This window comes from Streptomyces mutabilis (assembly GCF_046628145.1).
Lineage (GTDB): Bacteria > Actinomycetota > Actinomycetes > Streptomycetales > Streptomycetaceae > Streptomyces > Streptomyces mutabilis.
In genome coordinates this window covers 3,588,485-3,609,587 of record NZ_CP176874.1, presented here as the reverse complement: position 1 = coordinate 3,609,587, position 21,103 = coordinate 3,588,485, and the positions used below count along the sequence as shown (strand labels likewise).

At 69.6% G+C, this 21,103-nt stretch carries 20 protein-coding genes and 1 tRNA gene; 12 read left to right on the top strand and 9 right to left on the bottom strand.

The features are described 5' to 3' along the window. Window positions 1-14: 14 nt before the first annotated feature. A complete protein-coding gene (locus ACLIN4_RS16040; protein WP_411575925.1) occupies window positions 15-3,260 on the top strand; it encodes a tetratricopeptide repeat protein in 3,246 nt (1,081 codons plus the stop codon). A 1,496-nt stretch (window positions 3,261-4,756) separates the two neighbouring features. Continuing rightward, window positions 4,757-6,358 carry a restriction endonuclease gene (locus ACLIN4_RS16035; RefSeq protein WP_411575924.1) on the top strand — a complete coding sequence of 534 codons (1,602 nt, stop codon included), beginning with the start codon at window positions 4,757-4,759 and terminating at the stop codon, window positions 6,356-6,358. A 262-nt stretch (window positions 6,359-6,620) separates the two neighbouring features. Here ACLIN4_RS16035 and ACLIN4_RS16030 read toward each other — a convergent pair whose 3' ends face one another. After that, window positions 6,621-6,917 (bottom strand): ribosomal protein L7/L12, encoded by a 297-nt coding sequence (locus ACLIN4_RS16030; protein WP_289908072.1) that lies wholly within the window; start codon window positions 6,915-6,917, stop codon window positions 6,621-6,623. 209 nt (window positions 6,918-7,126) lie between these two features. Continuing rightward, window positions 7,127-7,567, bottom strand: a complete 441-nt coding sequence (locus ACLIN4_RS16025) for an ATP-binding protein (protein ID WP_107476096.1) — start codon at window positions 7,565-7,567, stop codon at window positions 7,127-7,129. 193 nt (window positions 7,568-7,760) lie between these two features. On the opposite strand from ACLIN4_RS16025, the gene ACLIN4_RS16020 reads away from it, so the two are divergent. Further along, entirely contained in the window at window positions 7,761-8,519 is a 759-nt protein-coding gene (locus tag ACLIN4_RS16020; RefSeq protein WP_290012473.1) for a GntR family transcriptional regulator, read from the top strand. Between the two features lie 116 nt (window positions 8,520-8,635). Continuing rightward, complete coding sequence (locus ACLIN4_RS16015; RefSeq protein ID WP_107476094.1) at window positions 8,636-8,920, top strand: hypothetical protein; 285 nt, start codon at window positions 8,636-8,638, stop codon at window positions 8,918-8,920. A 40-nt stretch (window positions 8,921-8,960) separates the two neighbouring features. Here the strand turns inward: ACLIN4_RS16015 and ACLIN4_RS16010 are convergent, their stop codons facing one another. Next, a complete protein-coding gene (locus ACLIN4_RS16010; RefSeq protein ID WP_411575923.1) occupies window positions 8,961-9,518 on the bottom strand; it encodes a DinB family protein in 558 nt (185 codons plus the stop codon). 145 nt (window positions 9,519-9,663) lie between these two features. On the opposite strand from ACLIN4_RS16010, the gene ACLIN4_RS16005 reads away from it, so the two are divergent. After that, window positions 9,664-9,738: transfer RNA gene (locus ACLIN4_RS16005), tRNA-Trp, on the top strand. Window positions 9,739-9,752: 14 nt separating this feature from the next. Here the strand turns inward: ACLIN4_RS16005 and ACLIN4_RS16000 are convergent. The 5 genes from ACLIN4_RS16000 to phoU form a co-directional block, all read right to left on the bottom strand. Continuing rightward, window positions 9,753-10,622 (bottom strand): AraC family transcriptional regulator, encoded by an 870-nt coding sequence (locus ACLIN4_RS16000; RefSeq protein WP_289908075.1) that lies wholly within the window; start codon window positions 10,620-10,622, stop codon window positions 9,753-9,755. A gap of 218 nt (window positions 10,623-10,840) precedes the next feature. Next, window positions 10,841-11,188: an SCO4225 family membrane protein gene (locus tag ACLIN4_RS15995; RefSeq protein ID WP_107476092.1), complete on the bottom strand. Its 348-nt coding sequence runs from the start codon at window positions 11,186-11,188 to the stop codon at window positions 10,841-10,843. A gap of 104 nt (window positions 11,189-11,292) precedes the next feature. Next, window positions 11,293-11,541, bottom strand: a complete 249-nt coding sequence (locus tag ACLIN4_RS15990; protein ID WP_381915028.1) for an SCO4226 family nickel-binding protein — start codon at window positions 11,539-11,541, stop codon at window positions 11,293-11,295. 107 nt (window positions 11,542-11,648) lie between these two features. Continuing rightward, window positions 11,649-11,816 carry a hypothetical protein gene (locus ACLIN4_RS15985; RefSeq protein ID WP_107489139.1) on the bottom strand — a complete coding sequence of 56 codons (168 nt, stop codon included), beginning with the start codon at window positions 11,814-11,816 and terminating at the stop codon, window positions 11,649-11,651. A 109-nt stretch (window positions 11,817-11,925) separates the two neighbouring features. Continuing rightward, the gene (phoU, locus tag ACLIN4_RS15980) at window positions 11,926-12,615 is read right to left on the bottom strand and encodes a phosphate signaling complex protein PhoU (protein ID WP_100047552.1); all 690 of its coding nucleotides are present in this window, start codon (window positions 12,613-12,615) and stop codon (window positions 11,926-11,928) included. Window positions 12,616-12,837: 222 nt separating this feature from the next. On the opposite strand from phoU, the gene ACLIN4_RS15975 reads away from it, so the two are divergent. Beyond that, on the top strand, window positions 12,838-14,109 hold the full coding sequence (locus ACLIN4_RS15975) for a sensor histidine kinase (RefSeq protein WP_411575922.1): 1,272 nt from the start codon (window positions 12,838-12,840) through the stop codon (window positions 14,107-14,109). Further along, complete coding sequence (locus tag ACLIN4_RS15970; protein WP_043381903.1) at window positions 14,106-14,786, top strand: response regulator transcription factor; 681 nt, start codon at window positions 14,106-14,108, stop codon at window positions 14,784-14,786. The genes ACLIN4_RS15975 and ACLIN4_RS15970 overlap by 4 nt, the downstream gene beginning before the upstream one ends. Window positions 14,787-14,874: 88 nt before the next feature. On the opposite strand, the gene ACLIN4_RS15965 is transcribed toward ACLIN4_RS15970, so the two are convergent. Beyond that, window positions 14,875-15,585 (bottom strand): DUF461 domain-containing protein, encoded by a 711-nt coding sequence (locus ACLIN4_RS15965; RefSeq protein ID WP_289908078.1) that lies wholly within the window; start codon window positions 15,583-15,585, stop codon window positions 14,875-14,877. Between the two features lie 676 nt (window positions 15,586-16,261). Here ACLIN4_RS15965 and ACLIN4_RS15960 point away from each other — a divergent pair. The 5 genes from ACLIN4_RS15960 to rlmB all read left to right on the top strand — a co-directional run bounded on the left by ACLIN4_RS15960 (window position 16,262) and on the right by rlmB (window position 21,019). Beyond that, window positions 16,262-16,744: a CarD family transcriptional regulator gene (locus tag ACLIN4_RS15960; protein WP_003953493.1), complete on the top strand. Its 483-nt coding sequence runs from the start codon at window positions 16,262-16,264 to the stop codon at window positions 16,742-16,744. Between the two features lie 278 nt (window positions 16,745-17,022). After that, entirely contained in the window at window positions 17,023-17,799 is a 777-nt protein-coding gene (gene ispD / locus ACLIN4_RS15955; protein ID WP_107476090.1) for a 2-C-methyl-D-erythritol 4-phosphate cytidylyltransferase, read from the top strand. Continuing rightward, the gene (gene ispF, locus ACLIN4_RS15950) at window positions 17,789-18,298 is read left to right on the top strand and encodes a 2-C-methyl-D-erythritol 2,4-cyclodiphosphate synthase (protein WP_107476089.1); all 510 of its coding nucleotides are present in this window, start codon (window positions 17,789-17,791) and stop codon (window positions 18,296-18,298) included. Before ispD ends, ispF begins: the two co-directional genes overlap by 11 nt. A 257-nt stretch (window positions 18,299-18,555) precedes the next feature. Beyond that, a complete protein-coding gene (cysS, locus tag ACLIN4_RS15945; RefSeq protein WP_269956581.1) occupies window positions 18,556-19,956 on the top strand; it encodes a cysteine--tRNA ligase in 1,401 nt (466 codons plus the stop codon). 121 nt (window positions 19,957-20,077) lie between these two features. Further along, entirely contained in the window at window positions 20,078-21,019 is a 942-nt protein-coding gene (rlmB, locus tag ACLIN4_RS15940) for a 23S rRNA (guanosine(2251)-2'-O)-methyltransferase RlmB (protein WP_043381893.1), read from the top strand. Window positions 21,020-21,103 lie beyond the last annotated feature (84 nt).

Below are 21,103 nucleotides of genomic sequence, written 5' to 3'. Positions count from 1 at the left end.
GGAGGTAGGGCGGGGTGGACAGGGCGCGGGTGGCGGTGGTGCGGTCCGGTGAGGCTCGGGGGTCGGGGTATGTGCTGGGCGGTCGGCTGGTGCTGACGGCCGCGCACGTGCTCAAGGACCGCGGGCTGGTGTCGGTGCAACTGCCCGGCCGTGCCGGGCGGGTGCCGTGCCGGGTGGTGTGGGAACGGTTGGAGGACGGCCCGCAGGGGTGGGATGCGGCGCTGCTGCTGGCCGGGGAGGATCTGTCGGACAGGCCTTTGCCCGGGGTGCGGTGGGGGCGGTTGGTGACCATGCAGGCCTGTCCCGCCCAGTGCCTGGGATATCCGGTGGTGGGGCAGGCCGGTGCCGATGCGGTGTCGCTGGTGCAGGCTGACGGGCGGGTGCTGCCGGAAAGCGGCCGGGACAGGGACCGGTACGTCCTGGTCGGTGAGGCGGGAGCCGAGCTGTATCAGGGTGCTTCGCCGTGGGGCGGGATGTCGGGGGCGGCGTTGTGGTGCGGCAGCGCATCGGGGATGGCGCCACTGCTGACCGGGGTGGTGGCCGGTGATCCGCCCGGCTGGAGCCACACCCGGCTGGAGGCCATGCCGGCCTATGTCCTGGCGTCGGATCCAGTGGTGCGGGAGCTGGTCGAGGAGCACACCGGGCGGGCGATGCTGCTGGAGCCCGCAGACCTGCAACACCTCGCCGACCGCACCGCCATCCCCCGGCCGCCCCGCTCCCCGGCCGATCTGCTGCGCCCGGAACAGGCGACGGTGTCCTTCATGGGCCGCGAAGACCTGCTCGAGAAGGATCTGATCCCTTGGTGCGAGCCGCCTTCCAGCCAGGTGCAGTCCGCCCCTCACGATGAGCCTGCCAGCGCATGGGGGTGGGGGCAGAGTCTGGTGCAGGCTCGGTTGCTGACCGGGCCTGGTGGTGCGGGAAAGACCCGGTTGGCGGCCGAACTCGCCACCCGGATGACGAGCCGGGGCTGGACTGCGATCCGCCTGACCACCGATACCGGGGTGCCGCTGGACGTGCTGTCCCAGGTGCGCCGGCCTGTGCTGATCGTCGTCGACTACACCGAGACCCGCGTCCCGCAACTGCATGCTCTGCTGGAGGCGGTCGACCACGACCAGGTCACCAGCCCCGTGCGGGTGCTGGCCCTGGCCCGTGCCGCGGGCGACTGGTGGACCCGGGCCACCGAACATCCCCACGGCCAGGCCCTGGCCACCGCCCCAGTCACACCGGTCCCGGCCCTGCACCACACCTCCCAGGACCGCACCGCCGCCTACCGGCAGGCCCTGGGCGACTTCAGCACCCGACTGCGCCGGCTCTTCCCTGCCACCGACTGGGCGGCCCTCCTGCCTGCCCTCGCCGCCGTGGACGCGATGCCCGCCCTGGCCGGCGCCGAGTTCGACACACCCTTGTCGGTGCACATGGCCGCACTCCTCGCCCTCCTCGACGCCACCGGCATCCCGCAGACCCCAGGCCGGGCCACCGTGTTGGAAGGCAGGCTGCTGGGACACGAACGCAAGTACTGGGACGAGACCGCCAACAGCCTTGAGCGGGGCCTGACCGGGGAGCGCAGCGGGACCGAGACCCGTGCTCTCGCCGTCGCTGTAGCCTGCCTGGTCCCCGCAACTGACCGTGATCACGCCAGGGCGCTTCTGGCCCGGCTTCCCGGTCTGGCCGACGACAGCGCGGCCGCTGTCCGCGGGGCGCTGGCCACCTGGCTCGCGGATCTCTACCCGAACCCGGCAGGCTCCGTATGGGGCAGCCTCCAACCCGACCGCATCGCCGAGTACCACATCGGCACCCAGCTCAGCCGCGAACCCGCCCTGTTCACCCGCATCCTGACCACCCTTACCGGCACACCTGCCGAGCAGGCCCTGACCGTGCTGGCCCGCACCGCCCAGCACCCCCACCACCACGACGTAATCAACGGCATCCTGCGTGACGCCCTCATCACGGCCCCGACCGAGCTGGGACCGGCCGCCCTGACCACAGCAACCCGCGCCTCCCAGCCCTCGCCCTTGATCGCCGCTCTGACTCACCTGACCCGCACTACGCAGGACATCACCCTGCTGCACCACCTCAACGACCAGCTACCGGAATCCACCCTGGCCCTCAGCGAGTGGGCAGCCGACCTCAGCACAGCCCTGGTCGAACACCACGACACACACGAACCCCACCTGCCCAGCCTTGCCATGTCGCTGAACAACCAGTCCAACCGTCTGGCGGCCCTGGGACGGCACGAAGAAGCCCTGACCGCCATCACTCGCGCCGTCGAGACCTACCAGACACTGGCGAAACAGCAACCCGACGCCTTCCTCCCCAACCTCGCCATGGCGCTAAGCAACCAGTCCAGCCATCTAGCGAATTTGAGGCGGCACGAAGAAGCCCTGACCGCCATCACCCGCGCCATCAAAATTCGCGAAACCCTGGCGAAAAAGCGACCCGACGCCTTCCTCCCCCACCTCGCTGGTTCGCTGAACAACCAGTCCAACTGTCTAGCGAACTTGAGGAGGCGAAAGGAAGCCTTGACCGTCATCACCCGCGTCGTCGAGACCTACCAGACACTGGCGAAACAGCAACCCGACGCCTTCCTCCCCAACCTCGCCATGGCGCTAAACAACCAGTCCAGCCATCTAGCTAACTTGGGGCGGCGAAAGGAAGCCTTGACCGTCATCACCCGCGTCGTCGAGACCTACCAGACACTGGCGAAGCAGCGACCCGACGCCTTCCTCCCCGACCTTGCCATGTCACTGAACGGCCAGTCCGCCTGCCTGGCGGGCTTGGGACGGCACGAAGAGGCCCTGACCGCTATCACCCCCGCCGTCAAAATCAGCGAAACCCTGGCGAAGCAGCGACCCGACGCCTTCCTCCCCGACCTCGCTGGTATGTTGAACGGTCAGTCCGCCTGCCTGGCGGGCTTGGGACGGCACGAAGAAGCCCTGACCGCCATCACCCGCGCCGTCAAAATCCGTGAAACCCTGGCGAAGCAGCGACCCGACGCCTTCCTCCCCGACCTCGCCATGTCACTGAACGACCAGTCCGTTCGTCTGGCGGGCTTGGGACGGCACGAAGAAGCCCTGACCGCCATCACCCGCGCCGTCAAAATCCGCGAAACCCTGGCGAAGCAGCGACCCGACGCCTTCCTCCCCGACCTCGCCATGTCACTGAAAAACCAGTCCATCTGTCTAACGAACCTGGGACGGCACGAAGAAGCCCTGACCGCCATCACCCGCGCCATCAAAATCCGCGAAACCCTGACGAAATAGCAGCCCAGAGCATTCACGGAAACACGCTAAAGAGAAGCTTCCAGCTACGCGAGTTCCTGGAAAGAGCTCCAGAGGGAGTGATTCACGGCCGATCCCGTTTCGGCCGCCGTTCCACGTCCTCACCACAACCGCACCAGATCGAGCGGGGAATCACGGCGAAAGCCGACCAGCCTGAGAAGGCGACAACCGGGGCGTACTCCCAGGTCATATCCCAGACAGGCGCCAAATGCCCGCAGCTTCCCAAGCTAAGAGCACGTACGTCGGCTATCCAACCGACAGGCATGGGCATAAAGGCAAAAATCACGTGCCCAAGCTGTTCAGATGCGGGCGTGCAACCGTAGCAAACTCCTCGCGCGCCCGCCACACTGTAGATGGATCTGCGTTCCAGTCGAACTGAGGAGTACCTGAATCCCTCACCCATCCTTCAGCACACATAGTCAGAGTAACGCATGCTCTTTCCACTCTGTGCGCGGCGTTGGAAACCTCGTCCGGACCGTACATTTCGATCACCGCGAGAGTGGCTCGCATCTTCCTAAGAGTTTCATGGATGGCGATTCTAATCTCTGCTTCGGCCCGCCGAGAGCGCATTCTGCGCCAAAATCCTCGTCCACCCAGCGGCTCTCTCATAGAGTGCAGATTAAACGCCTGATCTTTCACTTCCAAAGTCAGGGCTAGGAATTCAAAGAACGCAGAGCTTCTACCACCGCGTACCCACTGCATATGAGCGGTTTCCGCCTGGTGCCTGGCTGCTGCGCGGGAGGCGTCGGCCTGTGCTCGGGCACTGCGGGCTTGTGCAAGCGCTCCTGCAAACGCGAACCCTCCGCCGATCGCGGCTCCTGCTAACGCCGCTATGAACTCGTTCATGTTGAACGATGTTGCCGCATCCAGTGCCACCAACGAGCACGGTTCGGCACGAGTCATCCTGACGCTGCCATCTTCGGTGAACACCGAACGTCTCGACGTCGTCGGCCTCACCGCGCGCCACGGACTGAGCCGCTATCAGCTCACGGGCAAGTGGCGGAAGTGGTAAGGCCCCTCACCGACCCGGCCCGCTGAACAGCACAGCACTCCGCACCACAAGCGCACCAGATCGAGCGGGGAACAGCGGGGAACCACGGTGAAGACCGGCGAGGCCGACAAGGCGGCACCCGGACCGTTCACACAGGTCAGCGGTCGATTCGGTCGCAAATGATCGCAGCTTCCCAAGCTGATGGCTCAGGCAGTGTGCTCACGGGCCGGGCGTCCTGGGTGCCTCCGGTCGACGACACCTCGACAGCGTGGCTGAGGGCAGTAGGGGTGCAGCGAGGCACACGCGCGCCTGATCGGTCGGCAAACCCGCCATCGTGGCTGACTGTCGTGGGTTGAGATGCAGACGACTTGAGCCAACGGTGCACCGTGCGGTCCGGCTGAGGTGACGTCCCTGCTGGGCGTGATTCTGCGATGTGGAAGGGGAATGCAGCCCTGTGGCGGAGTAGGGCCAGGGGAGGGGCAAACAGGTGGCGCAACAGGGCAGCGGCCGAGGCAACGACTATCAGCGGCGACAGCAAGCTTTACGACGTGCCCAGGAGCAACGGGCACGACAAGCGGAGCGGGAACGCAAGGCTGCTGAGACGGCCAGCAAGCGGCAGGAACGCGAGCGGAAGGCCGCGTATCAGGAGCAGCAGGCCGAGCAGGCGCGGGTTCGCACGATCGGGGTCGAGCACGAGGTCGAGCAGCTTGGGCAGTTGCTCCGTGACGCGCTGGTTGGGGATCCGCCGACGACCTTTGAGCGCCGGCGGAGGACTCACACACCGAGGAAGTTAGACGAGCGTCCTTGGTCTCGTCCGGAGCCTTCCCCGCGCTGGGAGGAGTTCGCACCACCGGAACCCGGTGGTCTGGCTGCTGTCCTGGGTCTTGGCAGGAAGCGCTATGAGGCTGAGGTTGCCGAGGCGCGTGTGCGGTTCGGCGAAGCACAGGATCGCCACAGGCGGGCGGAAGAGAAGCGGCTGGCAACGCTGGAGCGAAAGCGTGCCGAGCACCGCCAGGCCGAAGCGAAGGCCCTTGATGAGGTGGCGACCTTCAACGGGAAATTGGATGAAGAGCGCGAGGCATACAGGGCAGGGGAGCCCGCGGCGGTCGAGGCTCATCTAGGGGCTGTTCTGGATGCGTCGGTGTACCCAGTGGGCTTCCCGCACGAGCATCGAATCGCCTTTCGCCCTGCCACCGGTGACGTACTCGTTGAGATCCATTTGCCTCCGGAGGCGATCGTTCCTACCGCGCGGGGCTACCGGTACGTGAAAAGCCGAGACGAGACGACCGTGCTGCCTCGTCCCGAGAAGGAGCGCAAGGAGATCTACGCCGCAGTCCTGGCGCAAGTCGCTCTGAGGACAGTCCACGAGGTCCTGACGAGCGATCCGGACCGGGTCGTCAATGGCGTGATCCTGAACGGCCATGTGAGAACCATCGACCGGGCTACCGGTCAGGAGGTCTCACCCTGTTTGGTGACGCTCAGCGCCAGCAGGGAGCAGTTCGGGAAGCTCCGTCTCAGTCAGGTTGATCCAGCGCAGTGCCTCAGGGGACTCAACGCTCTGGTGTCTCCCAACCCCTACGATCTCGAACCGATTCGCCCCATCGTCGAGTTCGACCTGTCGAAGTACCGGCTCATGGACAGCATGGATGTAGTCGCTGGCTTGGACAGCAGGCCCGTGCTGGTGAAGCTGACACCCACCGAGTTCGAGCACTTGATTCGCCAACTGTTCGAGGCGATCGGCATGGAGGCCTGGAACACCCAGGCGTCCAAAGACGAGGGCGTTGACGCGGTGGCCGTCAGCAAGGACCCCGTCTTCAACGGTGAGTGCATCATTCAGGCGAAGCGCTACAGCAAGCTCGTGGGTGTTGAGTCCGTCCAGGCGCTCGCCGGAGTGGTCGAGCACAAGCGTGCCGCCAAGGGGGTCCTGATCACCACATCCTGGTTCGGCAGGGCCAGCCACGACTTTGCCCGCCAACATGGCCGGCTCCAGCTCATCGAAGGGCCGGAACTCAAGTACCTGATCAAGGAACACCTTGGCAAGGACGTGATCCCGGGCCCAGTCCCCCCGAAGAGGCGCCCCTCGCGCTGAGGTCGGTGGCCCTCCCAGTCAGACCGAGGAGCTGGGCCGTCCCTGGGCCGTCCGAGGCCGCTCGATGGTGGCCAAGGATGACCAACGACGACCACCAGGAGCACGAGCCCACCTCTCCTGACCAGCAAAAACCCAGCTCACCAAGATCCCCGGCGAGACCCAGGGCAAGAAGAAGTAAGAACGTCTCAGGAAGCCCCCTGCCTGCGGTTCCTCCGCCGGGAGGGGGCTTTTCGCTGCTCTTTCCGGGCCGCCTCCGGGCCGGTCACGGCGAAGGTGCCGTGCCCTCCCCGGGCTCCGGCTCCTGCCTCCACTCCGCTGTCGCTCCGGCGCGTCGCAGCACGGCGACAGCGGACTGGGCCCTGTCCGCAGACAGCCCCCCGAGGAGGGTGACGGGCGCTCGGCGCGCCAGGACTCGGCTGTGCCAGAGGCTCTGCCCGGTCACCGTGCGCACAACCAGGACCACATCCATCTCGCGGGGCCCACAGTCGACGAGCACCACCTCGTGGGACGGATCGTCGCACAGCAGCGTGAAGTACTCGGTGGGCTCTTCGTCGGACATCTCGCCGTCCTCCTGCCTCAGCGCACGGGAGCGTATACGCCCTTGAAGACGCCAGCCACGGCTTTTCGGCCCTGGCAGATCTCACTCTCGGCCATCGACGAAGCCCGGCCGTCGGTCGGGTCCCGGGTGGTCCCGGGCCGCCCCTGGGCTGAATGGGGTGAGCTGCGGTCGGGCGGTCGACTCCGCGGCTTTCACGACCGGCGGCACTCTCACAGTGGCCAGGCGCCGGCCATCTCGAAAGAGACCACCGTCCCGCCGAAACGGCTGGGCCCGGAGTGCCACGAGTCGGCGATGGCGTCGACCAGGAGCAGCCCACGCCCGTGTGCGTCGTCGGAGTCGGGGCGCCTCAGCCTCACGTCCTCAGGGAGCCCCGGATTGTGAACCTCGACCCGGAGGGCGGTCCCCTTGCGGAACCACTCCACCCGCACGACCCATGGCTCGTCGTCCGACCTGCCGTGAAGGACGGCGTTGGTCACCAGCTCCGAGACCAGCAGTACGCAGTCGTCGACGGAGCAGGCCGGCTCGTAGTGAGCGATGAACTTCCGGAACCAGCGCCGGGCCCGAGGCACGGACTCAGCGACGGGGTGCAGGGTCATCGCGCCGAGACGCGGCGATTCCTCGCAGGGATAGCGGTCGATCATGTAGGCCATCAGCGCTCAGCACCTCTCGCTTCAGAGGCCCCGAGTGACCTCTCTATACATCTCACTCTAGGTGAGGATCTCTAGAGATGTCAGGCCGATTCGCGGAAGAGGTCGCCGACCGGAAGTGACGGTTACGCGTAGCGAGCGAAGGTCCGACCTGTGGCCTAAGGTGTCTAGAGAAGAGCGGGAGGAGACCTGCGGGATGGCCCACACCGAAGACGGCCCTCGGCCCAAGTACCAGCGGATCGCGGACGCTCTGCGCGAAGCGATCCAGTCGGGTCAGTACGGTCCCGGTGATCGGCTTCCGGGGGAGAACGACCTCATGGCCACGCACGGTGTGGCCCGTATGACGGCACGCCAGGCGCTGGGTGTTCTGCGGGACGAAGGCATCGCCGAAGCCCGCAAGGGAGCCGGTGTGTTCGTCCGCACCTTCCGCCCGCTCCGGCGTCGCGGCATTCAGCGGCTGGCCGGGCAGCAGTGGGGCAACGGCCGTTCCGTCTGGTCGGCGGACATCGAGAACCGGTCCCTCGAGGTGGACCGGATCACCGTGTCCGAGGAGCCCGCGCCCGATCGCGTCGGCGCGGTCCTCGGCTTGGCCGGCGAGGAGCCGGTGTGCGTGAGGCGGCGGCGCTTTGTCCTGGACGGCAAGCCCGTCCTGCTTGCGACGAGCTACCTGCCCATGTCGCTGGTCGCAGGATCCGCGATCACCCAGGAGCACACCGGGGAGGGCGGGACGTACGCCCGGCTCGCCGAACTCGGCCACAAGCCGGTGCACTTCCGCGAGGAGATCCGCTCGCGCATGCCCACGAAGGACGAGGCGGCCCAGCTGAGGATGTCCGCGGGCACCCCGGTCATGCTCATCTGCCGCACCGCGTACACGGGCGACGGTCGCTCCGTCGAGGTCAACGAAATGACGCTGGACGCCGCCTCGTACGTCTTGGAGTACGACTTCGACGCGTGAGGCGAGCCGGCCTGGCCTGCGTGTCGGGTGCCGCTGACGCGCCGGGCTCAGCTGGTGCCGGGGCAGTCGCGGATGGCGCCCGCCTGGGCCGGGGTGGCGGCTGTCATCATCGTGTGATGGCAGGCGGACGGCTACCGGCGGGGTGGACCCTGGAGAAGGTCCGCGAGGTCTCCGGAGACGGGCGGGCCGCCGCCCTCGGCGCCGATCGCGTCGTGAGGTGGGTGGGTGGCTCGGGAGGAGACGAACGGCTTCACCCCGAGACCATCCTCGGATTTCACAGGCTGTGCCTGGTGCAGCCGGTCGGCGACGAGGACTGGTACATGGGCAGCCTGAACGACGACGGCAGCGTCGACTGCTGGAGTGCCTACGGAGACCTCTACGAGGCGCTTCGCGGTCTGTAGCTCCGCCGAGGGCCCCGCCTCCCCCCCGGCACCCGAGCCGTCAGCCCATGCTCTTCGCGCCGTCCAGGGTCTCCCGGATGATGTCGGCGTGACCGGCGTGCTGGGCGGTCTCGGCGATGATGTGCATCAGCACCCGGCGGGCCGACCACTGTGCGTCGGCCTCGAACCACGGGGCCTTCGGCAGCGGCCACGATGCGTCGAGGTCGGGGAGGGTGGCGACCAGGTCGTCGGTGCGGCGGGCGACCTCGGCGTAGGCGGCCAGTACGCCGTCCAGCGTCTCACCGGGCAGCATGCGGAACTCGGCGTCCCGCTCGGCCCAGTCGGCCTCGGTCATGGCCGTGAAGTCGCCCATCGCGGACGGGCCCTCCAGGATGAAGTCGACCCAGCCCCGCTCGACCGACGTCACGTGCTTGATCAGACCGCCCAGGCACAGCTCGCTGGCGGTGGGCCGGAGGCCGGCCTGCTCGTCGGTGAGGTCGCGGGTGGTGAAGCGCAGGAAGTGCCGGTGCTTGGCCAGCATCTCCAGCAGGTCGGCGCGCTCGCCGGTGGCTGCCGTCGCCGTGGCCGCTTCGCGGGTGGTCTGCTCGTTGGAGGTCATGGTGTCCGCCTTCCGGGGTTCCTGCTCCGTCGGTGTAGGACCACGCTATGAGGCATCGAGGTCAGATCGTGTCCTACTTCGCGCAGGACACCCGCGAATCCCGCGCGACCGTCCCGCCCTCGGCCGTTACGATCGCGGCCGAGGGCGGGACGTAGCGCAGTGGTCGACGCGAGCGGTCTCCAGAACCGCGAGGACGCCGGTTCGAATCCGGTCGTCCCGCCCTCTTCGAGGGACTTACGCGGGCTCCACCGGGAGCCACAGTTCGCAGGTCGCCGTCGAGAAGTCCTCCGCGCGGTCGAGGACGGCGACGATCGAGGGGCCCGGGCGCAGTCGCCACGGGTTGGACGGGAACCATTCCGAGGCGGTGGCCGCCCAGGTCGCCTGGAGGGTTTCCGGGTACGGGCCCGCGCTGCGGAAGACCACCCACCGGCCGGCCGGCACCTCGATGGCGTCGAGGTCGTCGGGGGCCGGGGTGTCCCGGGTGACGGCGACCCCGTGCAGGTAGGTCAGTTCGCTGCCCTCGGGGCTGTCGGGGGCCAGGTCGTCGCAGACCTGGAGCAGGCCCGCCGGGTCGGTGTCGCCGAGGGACTTCAGGCGGGCGTGCTCCTGCTGCGGCAGCGCGGCGATGTGCTGCTGGATGTGCGGGTTGACGCCCTCGTGGATGAGCGGGACGCGGGTGGCGTGGCCGATCAGGCGGAAGGCGGGGCGGTCGGCGAAGCGGGTGTCCATGGGGGTGCTCCCTTCGACGGTCAGGCGGAACCTGAGCTGCGGTTGTGTCTGAAGGGGGCCTCCGTCACGGCGTACGTCACGCGGAGCGGCGCCGTGGACCGCCCGGAACGCACGTCCGAACGCCTCCGTGGAGCCGTATCCGTGACGTACGGCGATGCTCAGCAGGTCGTCCTCACCGCGTACGACGTCGGCGGCGGCGACCGTCATGCGGCGCCGGCGCACGTACTCCGACAGCGGCATGCCCGCCAGCGACGAGAACATCCGGCGCAGGTGGTACTCGGTGGTGCCGAGCGTTCCGGCCAGTGCGGGGACGTCGAGTTCCTCGGTGAGGTGTTCCTCGACGAGGTCGATGAGCTTGTTGAGTGCCGAGATCACGAGGCCTCCTTTCGACATCCACCGTGGCAGGGGGCGGGGGTGCGCTTCCCGATCGTTGGGGTCCGGTTCGGTCGGGTGGGGGAGGGCGCGGGTCCCGGATTCTGGCGTGCCGCTCGGTGCGCGGGGTCCTCCTGCGGGCTCCCCGCTTACAGGGGCACGTTTATGTAAAACGTGCCCCTATGAGTTGCGGTTGCCCGACCATGAGGTTCGGCCGCGGCTCAGCCCGCCGTCGTCAGCCGCCCCCGCCGCCGGCCTCGCAGCCCCTCCCACGCCGCCCCCAGCGCCAGTGACTGGACCAGCGCCGACAGCACGATGCCGCCGACGAGGAACCACGCCGGGGCGTCGCCGCCCCAGCCCGCCTCGCCGAGCCACGCCACGAAGCCGAAGGCCGGGAAGGTGAACAGGGCCGGCCAGACCCAGATGAGGGAGGCGTCCGGGGTGTTCGCGAACAGGGGTTCCAGGGCCGCGACGGCCATCGCGCCGCCGACCAGGGCCAGGTAGACGGCCGAAGCGCGGTTGGCGACGGTCAGGCGGGTGAGCGTGCGTATCCGGGTGCTGGTCTTCATCGGGTCTCGGTCTCCCCGGGGTCGTCTTCGTCCTCTTCCTGTTCCAGGGTGGGACGCGGCACGCCGGGGAGCCTGAGTACCCGTACTCAAAGCGGGGCCCGGGCCTAGACCGTCAGCGAGACCTCGTGGATCTCGTCCGCCCTGTGGCCCGCGCGTTCGTGGACGCGCTGGACCGCGTCGGCCGACGGGGCCTCGGAGAGGCAGTAGACGGTGCCGGAGCCCGGGTCCGCCCACGCGTGTTCGAAGTGGACGTTCTCGTCCTTCTCCAGGGCGAGGTCCGCCTGGTGGGCCTCGTGGAGCTGGTCCGCGGTGATGCCGTGCATGCCGTGGTGCACGTCCATGAAGTGAGCCATGGCCTCGCACCCCCTTCAGGGTCTTTCTTCCAGGGTGCGCGCCTACGGCGGCCGGGGCGAACCGGCCGCCGTTCCTTCGCTCGGTCGGCGCTGACGCTACGAGCGGGTCAGCCGCACTGGCAGGGGTTTCCCGACTGGCAGCCGCAGCCGCAGCCCGAGCCGCAGCCGCAGGCCGCGATCAGGGGCAGGGCGCGGATCTCCGGGGGCCGCTCGGTGCGGCGTTCCCGGGTGGGGTCGGGCTGCTTCGTGCCGGGCGTGCTGGGGGAATCGGCCATGGTTCCTCCTGGAGGCTGGTGTGCCTCGGTCCATTGCACGCCCGCAGCGGCCGTCGCATCAACGGCGCACTGGGGTGACCACGTGCGCCCCCAGGAGGCCCGAGCGGTCTCAGGCGCCCTCGACCTGCGTCGTCGGCTGGATGTCCGGCTGGAGCTCGTCCGCGTGCTCGCCGGTGACCAGGTAGACCACGCGCTTGGCGACCGCGACGGCGTGGTCGGCGTAGCGCTCGTAGTAGCGGCCCAGGAGGGTGACGTCGACGGCCGTCTCGATGCCGTGCTTCCAGCGGTCGTCCATCAGGTGCTGGAAGAGGGTCCGGTGCAGGAGGTCCATCGCGTCGTCGTCCTGCTCCAGCTGGAGGGCCAGGTCGACGTCCTTCGTGGTGATCACCTCGGCCGCCTTCGCCATCAGGCGCTGCGCGAGCTGGCCCATCTCCAGGATGGTCGCGTGCAGGTCGTGCGGCACCGCGCGGTCCGGGTAGCGCAGCCGGGCCAGCTTGGCCACGTGCTGGGCCAGGTCGCCCGAGCGCTCCAGGTCGGCCGACATCCGCAGCGAGGTGACGACGATGCGCAGGTCGGTGGCGACCGGCTGCTGCCGGGCCAGCAGGGTTATCGCCCGGGCCTCCAGCTCGTGCTGGAGTTCGTCGACCTTCTGGTCGGCCTCGATGACGGCCTCGGCCAGCTTCAGGTCGGAGTCGAGGATCGCGGTCGTGGCGCGTCCGATCGCCGACCCGACCAGCCGGGCCATCTCCACCAGACCGTCGCCGATCGAATCCAGTTCCTCGTGGTACGCGTCCCGCATCAGGGTTCCCTCTCGTACGTCCGTTTAGGAGGCTCGCGCCGGTTCGCATCGGCTCGCACCCCTTGCCGTGCCCCCACGCTTACACGTTCCGGCCTGTACGCGTCCGTTTCCGGCACCCCAAATGAACCATCCCTGGCTCCAAGGTGAACTCTGGGCGACGAGTGTTCGAGGTCGCAGTCGGATGGCTGGGGCGGGGCCGTTCGCCGTGCCTAACCTGGAGGCATGGACGTGAACGCGGCGGTCGCCGCAGCGGCAGCGATCGCCGGAGTGCTCACCGGCGTCATCGCCATGCTGGCGTTCCGCTGGAGCGAGCGGGAGCAGAAGCGCCCCACGCGCACCTCGCTCCACACGGACCCGGTGCTCCCGCCCGGCGTCGACACCGTGCTGTCGGTGCTGCGCTCCTCCGCCGTCGTCCTCGACGAGGCCGACGTGGTGGTCAAGGCCAGCTCGGCGGCGTACGCCCTCGGACTGGTCCGGGGCGGCAAGCTCGCCGTCGAGCCGATGCTCCAGATGGCCCGGGACACCCGCCGCGACGGCGAGATACGGCAGGTCGAGCTGGACCTGCCGAGGCGCGGGAACGGGCGGGGGGAGGCCCTCGCCGTCTCCGCGCGCGTCGCGCCGCTCGGGTCGCGGCTGGTGCTGCTGCTGGTCGAGGACCTCACCGAGGCCCGTCGCATCGAGGCCGTACGGCGCGACTTCGTCGCCAATGTGAGCCACGAGCTGAAGACGCCGGTGGGCGCGCTCTCGCTGCTGTCCGAGGCTGTCATGGACGCCTCCGACGATCCGGAGGCCGTGGAGCGGTTCGCCGGGCGGATGCAGATCGAGGCCACCCGGCTCACCAACCTGGTGCAGGAGCTCATCGACCTGTCCCGGGTCCAGAACGACGACCCCCTCGACGACGCCGAGCCCGTCCGCGTGGACGAGCTGGTCGCCGAGGCCATCGACCGCTGCCGGCAGGCGGCCGGCACCAAGCAGATCACCATGGCCGCCGGAGGAACGGCGGATCTGCACGTGCGCGGCAACCGCGGCCAGCTCGCCGCCGCGCTCGGCAACCTCGTCGAGAACGCCGTCAACTACTCGCCCGCCCGCACCCGCGTCGGCATAGCCGCCCGACGCGTGAACGCTCCCGGCGGCGACCTGATCGAGATCGCCGTGACCGACCAGGGCATCGGCATCTCGGAGAAGGACAAGGAGCGCGTCTTCGAGCGCTTCTACCGCGTGGACCCCGCCCGCTCCCGGGCCACCGGAGGCACCGGTCTGGGTCTCGCGATCGTCAAGCACGTGGTCGCCTCGCACGGCGGGGAGGTCACGGTGTGGAGCGCCGAAGGCCAGGGCTCCACCTTCACGCTGCGACTGCCGGAGTCGGGCCCCGCCCGCGACCGCGCACAGCGGCGACCCGACCGCACCGGACTCAGCGCCGAGCACGAGCGGTCCCCCTCATCCCCCCATACTTCCCCGTACGAAACGCTTCCCGCCCCGGAGGTCCTTCCGTGACCCGTGTGCTCGTCGTCGAGGACGAGGAGTCCTTCTCCGACGTCCTGTCGTACATGCTCCGCAAGGAGGGCTTCGAGGTCGCCGTCGCGACCACCGGCCCCGACGGACTCGACGAGTTCGAGCGCAACGGCGCCGACCTCGTCCTCCTCGACCTGATGCTGCCCGGTCTGCCGGGCACCGAGGTCTGCCGCCAGCTGCGCGGCCGATCGAACGTTCCCGTGATCATGGTGACCGCCAAGGACAGCGAGATCGACAAGGTCGTCGGGCTGGAGATAGGGGCCGACGACTACGTCACCAAGCCCTTCTCCTCCCGCGAGCTGGTCGCCCGCATCCGTGCCGTACTGCGCCGGCGCGGCGAGCCGGAGGAGGTCGCCCCGGCCGCCCTGGAGGCCGGTCCCGTCCGCATGGACGTCGACCGGCACGTGGTGACCGTGGGCGGCACCAAGGTCGACCTGCCGCTCAAGGAGTTCGACCTGCTGGAGATGCTGCTGCGCAACGCCGGCCGCGTGCTGACCCGCATGCAGCTGATCGACCGGGTGTGGGGCGCCGACTACGTCGGTGACACCAAGACCCTCGACGTCCACGTCAAGCGGCTGCGCGCCAAGATCGAGCCCGACCCGGGCGCGCCGCGGTACCTGGTGACGGTGCGCGGGCTCGGGTACAAGTTCGAGCCATAGAGCGGCCGGCGCTTCCGGGCGCCCACGCGACGTACGACGAAGGGCGGGGCCTCCGGAGAGGTCCCGCCCTTCGTCGTACCCGCGGTGCTCAGTGGCCGGCTTCGGCGCCGGTCCCCTCGGAGGCGCCGTCCGTGGCCGCTCCGGTCTCGTCCGCCTCGCCGGAGGGGGCGCCGGCGGACTCGCCGTCGGTCGGGGCGCCGGAGGTCTCGCCGTCGGACGGACGGCCGGACTCGCCCTGGGACGGCTGCGCCGACGCGCCGGGCGCCGCCGGGACGTCGCTAGGGCCCCACTCGGAGAAGTAGCTCTCGGCCGGGACGACGAAGGCCTCCAGGCTCACCTCGCCGGTCTTGCTGAAGGTGAAGGTGATCTTCTGCGCGTTGCCGTCCTGGACGGCCTCGCGGCTGCTCGGCAGGACGGCGGAGGCGTTGCCCTGGCCACCGAGGATCAGGGAACCGCCCGCCGGGACGGTGAGGCCGCCGTCGGCGCCCTTCTGGCCCTTGGCGGGCTTCAGCTCGGCGGACTTGTCGGTGCCGTCCACGGTGATGGACTCGAGGGTCTGGTCCGTCCTGCCGTTGTTGAAGAAGGTGGCGGAGACCACGGCGGGGCCGGTCGACTCCAGGTCGGGCTGCGTGATGACGACCGCGTTCTGGATCTGGATGTCACCGACCGTCGTCGCAGCGTTGTCCGGCTTGATCTCCAGCGACTGGGCGTTGTGACCGGCACCGCACGCGGCGAGCGAGGCGATCGAGAACGCGATGGCGGCGGCGGCGAGGGCGCCGCGTCGAAGGCTGCTGCTCACGGCGGCGGCAACTCCTTGGACTCGAGCGAGGCGGCGGCAACGGATAAAGCCGCCCTAAGTGACTGTCAGCGGCCTTAGGCTACCGAGCCGTTCCCGGGCGGCCGCACCCGACCCTCCCCCGAAGGGGTTCCGCTTCGCCCGGCAGGCGGTAGGACGGGCCGCGCGGCCCGCTCCCGTCCGGTCGCTTCCGGGTGTGCGGCGGGTCGCCGGCGGACTGCTCCGCGGCTCGTTTTGCGGCCCGTACTCGTCCGCCATTCGCATAAGAAGCCCCCCGTCATACGGGCCGCCGATCGCTGCGCGAATTTTCCGTGAAGGAATGCGCGGACGGACAGGAAATTGATCATCCGAGCGCCGGCCGGGGTGGCTGGTGATCAATTCCGGAATCGGCCGGAACCCCGTCCCGGCCACCGAACGGAGTAGCGGAAGTCGCACGCCTGGAACCGGACATATGGGGTTCTTCGGACAGGTGAGACGGCCTCCGGATGTGTGTGACGTGCGTGTTTCGCCCCGCCTGAAGAGCCGCTCCGACCTGCGAATACTTTCTTCCGCTCGCCCGCCGCAGCACGTTCATGTTGCTGTTGTCAAGCCCCGAGATATGCCCTGACCTGCGAAAACGCCATTCAGAAGACGCCGTATCCGTGTTACCCTGGATAGCCACGGAAGGGGTACCTGTCACATGACGTTCAAGGTTGGCGACACCGTGGTCTATCCCCATCACGGGGCCGCGCTGATCGAGGCTATCGAAACTCGCCAGATCAAAGGCGTGGACAAGACCTACTTGGTGCTGAAGGTCGCCCAGGGCGATCTGACGGTACGTGTGCCAGCGGACAATGCGGAGTTCGTCGGCGTGCGTGATGTGGTCGGTCAGGACGGACTGGACCGGGTCTTCGAGGTGCTGCGCGCGCCGTACGCCGAGGAGCCCACGAACTGGTCGCGTCGTTACAAGGCAAACCTGGAGAAGCTCGCCTCCGGCGACGTCATCAAGGTCGCGGAAGTCGTCCGCGATCTGTGGCGCCGCGAGCGCGAGCGCGGACTCTCCGCAGGTGAGAAGCGCATGCTCGCCAAGGCCCGCCAGATCCTGGTGAGCGAGCTGGCTCTCGCGGAGAACACCAACGAGGACAAGGCGGAGGCCCTGCTCGACGAGGTGCTCGCCTCCTGACACGCCTCCCGAGGCGAGACGCAGGCCGCTGCCCGCTCGGTTCAGCGCACTGAAATGCCGCGGTGCCCGATGACATCTTTGCTGTCGCCGGGCGCTGCGGCATGTTCGTACCCGGACCAGGTCCTCGTACGATCACCCGGGAGACTTCCCCCGTCCTGGCGTGCCGGGCCCGGGCTGCTGGCTCGACCAGGGTCACGGAAGGGTCCGGTCAAGGCGTCGCGCCCGGCACGGTGAGGCCATACCCAACTAGGTCGAGCACACAAACCTGACAGGAACCGATGTCTGACGAATCGCGTCACTCGCCCGCCGAGATGCCCACCGACACCCGTGCCAACACACGGACCGCGGCCGTCATTCCGGCCGCCGGCCGGGGCGTACGGCTCGGACCGGGCGCCCCGAAAGCACTCCGCGCGCTGGGCGGCACGCCCATGCTCATCCACGCGGTGCGGGCGATGGCCGCCTCCCGCCGGGTCTCCCTCGTCGTGGTCGTCGCCCCGCCCGACGGCGCTGCCGAGGTCAAGAGCCTGCTCGACGCGCACGCGCTGCCGGAGTGGACGGACTTCCTCGTCGTCCCCGGCGGTGAGTCGCGGCAGGAGTCCGTGCGGCTCGGTCTGGACGCGCTGCCGCCCGAGTACGACATCGTCCTCGTGCACGACGCGGCCCGGCCGCTGGTGCCGGTGGACACCGTGGACACCGTGATCGAGGCCGTGCGCGAGGGGGCGCCCGCCGTGGTGCCGGCGCTGCCGCCGGCCGACACGGTCAAGCAGGTCGAGCCGGCCGCGGTGCCGGGCGAGCCGGAGCCGGTGGTGGCGACGCCGGAGCGGGCGCGGCTGCGTGCGGTGCAGACGCCGCAGGGCTTCGACCGGGAGACGCTGGTGCGGGCCCACGGGACGGTGACCGAGAACGTCACCGACGACGCGAGCATGGTCGAGCAGCTCGGGCTGACCGTGGTGGTCGTGCCGGGGCACGAGGAGGCGTTCAAGGTGACGCGGCCCCTCGACCTGGTGCTCGCGGAGGCGGTGCTGGCGCGCAGGAGGCTGAACGATGGGTTCTGAGGCGGACGGTTCCGGGTTCGTGGTGCTGCCGCAGGTCGGGATCGGGACGGACATCCACGCCTTCGAGGACGGGCGTGAGCTGTGGTGCGCCGGGCTGAAGTGGGAGGGCGAGGGGGCCGGGCTGGCCGGGCACTCCGACGCGGACGTCGTCGCGCACGCCGCGTGCAACGCGTTGTTCTCCGCGGCGGGGCTCGGTGACCTCGGGCAGCACTTCGGCACCGGCCGCCCGGAGTGGTCCGGGGCGTCCGGGGTGACGCTGCTGACGGAGGCGGCGCGGATCGTGCGGGCGGCGGGGTTCCGGATCGGGAACGTGGCGGTGCAGGTGGTCGGGCCGAGGCCGAAGATCGGCAAGCGGCGGGACGAGGCGCAGAAGGTCCTGTCGGAGGCCGTGGGGGCGCCGGTGTCCGTGTCCGGCGCGACCACGGACGGGCTGGGCTTCCCCGGGCGGGGGGAAGGGCTGATGGCGGTGGCCACGGCGTTGGTCGTACGGGTGGATTGAGCGGGGCGTGAGCGAGGGGGGCGCTGACCCGGCGTCGGGTGGGTGCCGGTGTCGGGTGTGCCGCGCGAGGCTCCTCCCCGCACCCCGCCAGGGGCTCCGCCCCTGGACCCCGACCTGTGCCCACCCGACCACCCGGCTCGGTCGGCCAGGAGGCGGGCGTCGCCTGCGGGCCCGGTCGGCCGAGGGGCGGAAGCCGGCTTCGGTGACAAGGGGTCTGTGTGCCCGTGGCACTGCCCCGCGCCCACTACCCTGGAGTCGTGACTATTCGCCTGTACGACACCAGCGCCCGGCAGATCCGTGACTTCGCCCCCCTCACGCCGGGCTGCGTCTCGATCTACCTGTGCGGTGCCACCGTGCAGGCCGCCCCGCACATCGGGCACATCCGGTCCGGGCTGAACTTCGACATCATGCGCCGCTGGTTCGCGTACCGCGGCTACGACGTCACGTTCGTCCGCAACGTCACCGACATCGACGACAAGATCATCAGGAAGGCCGCGGACCAGAACCGCCCCTGGTGGTCCATCGGGTACGAGAACGAGCGGGCGTTCAACGACGCCTACGACGCCCTCGGCTGCCTGCCGCCCACCTACGAGCCCCGCGCCACCGGTCACATCACCGAGATGGTCGAGATGATGCGCGGCCTCATCGAGCGCGGCCACGCCTACGAGGCCGAGGGCAACGTCTACTTCGACGTACGGTCCCTGCCCGGGTACCTGTCGCTGTCCAACCAGGACCTCGACGAGCTGCGCCAGCCCTCCGGGGAGGGCGAGACCGGCAAGCGGGACCCGCGGGACTTCGCCATGTGGAAGGCGGCCAAGCCCGGGGAGCCGAGCTGGGAGACGCCGTGGGGACGGGGGCGGCCCGGCTGGCACCTGGAGTGCTCCGCCATGGCGCACAAGTACCTGGGCGAGGAGTTCGACATCCACGGCGGCGGGATCGACCTGATCTTCCCGCACCACGAGAACGAGATCGCCCAGGCCGAGGGCTTCGGCGACGCCTTCGCCCGGTACTGGGTGCACAACGCCTGGGTCACCATGAGCGGCGAGAAGATGTCGAAGTCGCTCGGCAACAGCGTGCTCGTGAGCGAGATGGTGAAGAAGTGGCGGCCGGTCGTGCTGCGGTACTACCTGGGCACCCCGCACTACCGCTCCACCATCGAGTACAGCGAGGAGTCCCTGCGCGAGGCCGAGTCGGCGTACGCGCGGATCGAGGGCTTCGTGCAGCGCGTCACCGAGCTGGCCGGCCACGCCGTCGAGCCCGCCGCCGAGGTGCCGCCCGCCTTCGCCGAGGCGATGGACGACGACCTGGGCGTGCCGGGGGCCCTCGCGGTCGTGCACACCACCGTCCGGCAGGGCAACAGCGCGCTGGCCGCCGACGACAAGGAGGCCGCCGTCGGGCGCCTCGCCGAGGTGCGGGCCATGCTCGGTGTGCTCGGACTCGACCCGCTGGCCCCGCAGTGGGCGGGGGAGCAGGAGCAGGGCGAGGACCTGCGGCACGTCGTCGACAGCCTCGTACGGCTCGTCCTCGACCAGCGGGAGTCCGCGCGGGCCCGCAAGGACTGGGCCACCGCCGACGCCATCCGCGACGAGCTGGGCCGGTCCGGGCTGGTCATCGAGGACGGCCCGCAGGGGCCCCGCTGGAGCCTCGGCTCCCGCTGATCCGGCCGGGTGCCGGAGGCCGGACCCGTAGATCGATTGTGCCGCCCGGCCCTCCGGGCGGCACACTGCACAAGACGCACGTACGACGCACACTCCCGTAGAGAGCGGAGACAGGTAACTCATGGCCGCGAACAACCGCCGCATGTCCGGCAAGAAGGGCGCGCAGGTCGGCAGCGGCGGCAAGCGGCGCCGGGGCCTGGAAGGCAAGGGGCCGACGCCTCCCGCCGAGATGCGCAAGGGGCACGCCAAGCAGCGCGCCGCCAACGCCAAGGCGCGCCGCGCCACGGGACGCACCCAGCAGCGGCGCGGCGGCGGCCGGTCGACGTCCGAGCTCGTCGTCGGCCGCAACCCCGTCTACGAGGCCCTGCGCGACGGCGTGCCCGCCTCGACGCTCTACGTCCAGCAGTTCATCGACAACGACGAGCGGGTGCGCGAGGCGCTCCAGCTCGCGGCCGAGCGCGGCGGCATCAACCTCATGGAGGCGCCGCGCCCCGAGCTGGACCGGATGACCAACGGGCTCAACCACCAGGGCCTCGTCCTCCAAGTCCCGCCGTACGAGTACGCGCACCCCGAGGACCTGGTCGCCGCCGCCCACGACGAGGGCGCGGACCCGCTGATCGTCGCCCTCGACGGCGTGACCGACCCGCGCAACCTCGGTGCCGTCGTCCGCTCCGTCTCCGCCTTCGGCGGCCACGGCGTGGTCGTGCCCGAGCGGCGCGCGGCCGGCATGACGGCGGGTGCCTGGAAGACGTCCGCCGGTACGGCCGCCCGCACGCCGGTGGCCCGCGCGACCAACCTCACCCGGGCGCTGGAGCAGTACCAGAAGGCCGGGATCACGGTCGTCGGTCTCGCCGCCGACGGTGAGGCCGAACTCGGTGACCTGGAGGCCCTGGACGGGCCCGTGGTCATCGTGGTCGGCAGCGAGGGCAAGGGGCTGTCCCGGCTCGTCGGGGAGACCTGCGACTTCCGGGTGCGGATCCCGATGCCCGGCGGCGCGGAGTCCCTGAACGCCGGTGTGGCGGCGGGCATCGTGCTGTACGAGGCGGCACGGCGGCGCTCCTGAACGGGCGTTCGGCGGCGTAACCCGTACGGGGTGTTCCGGGGGATTCGGGCAGGTTTGACGCGGTCCGGACAGATCTGGACGGTC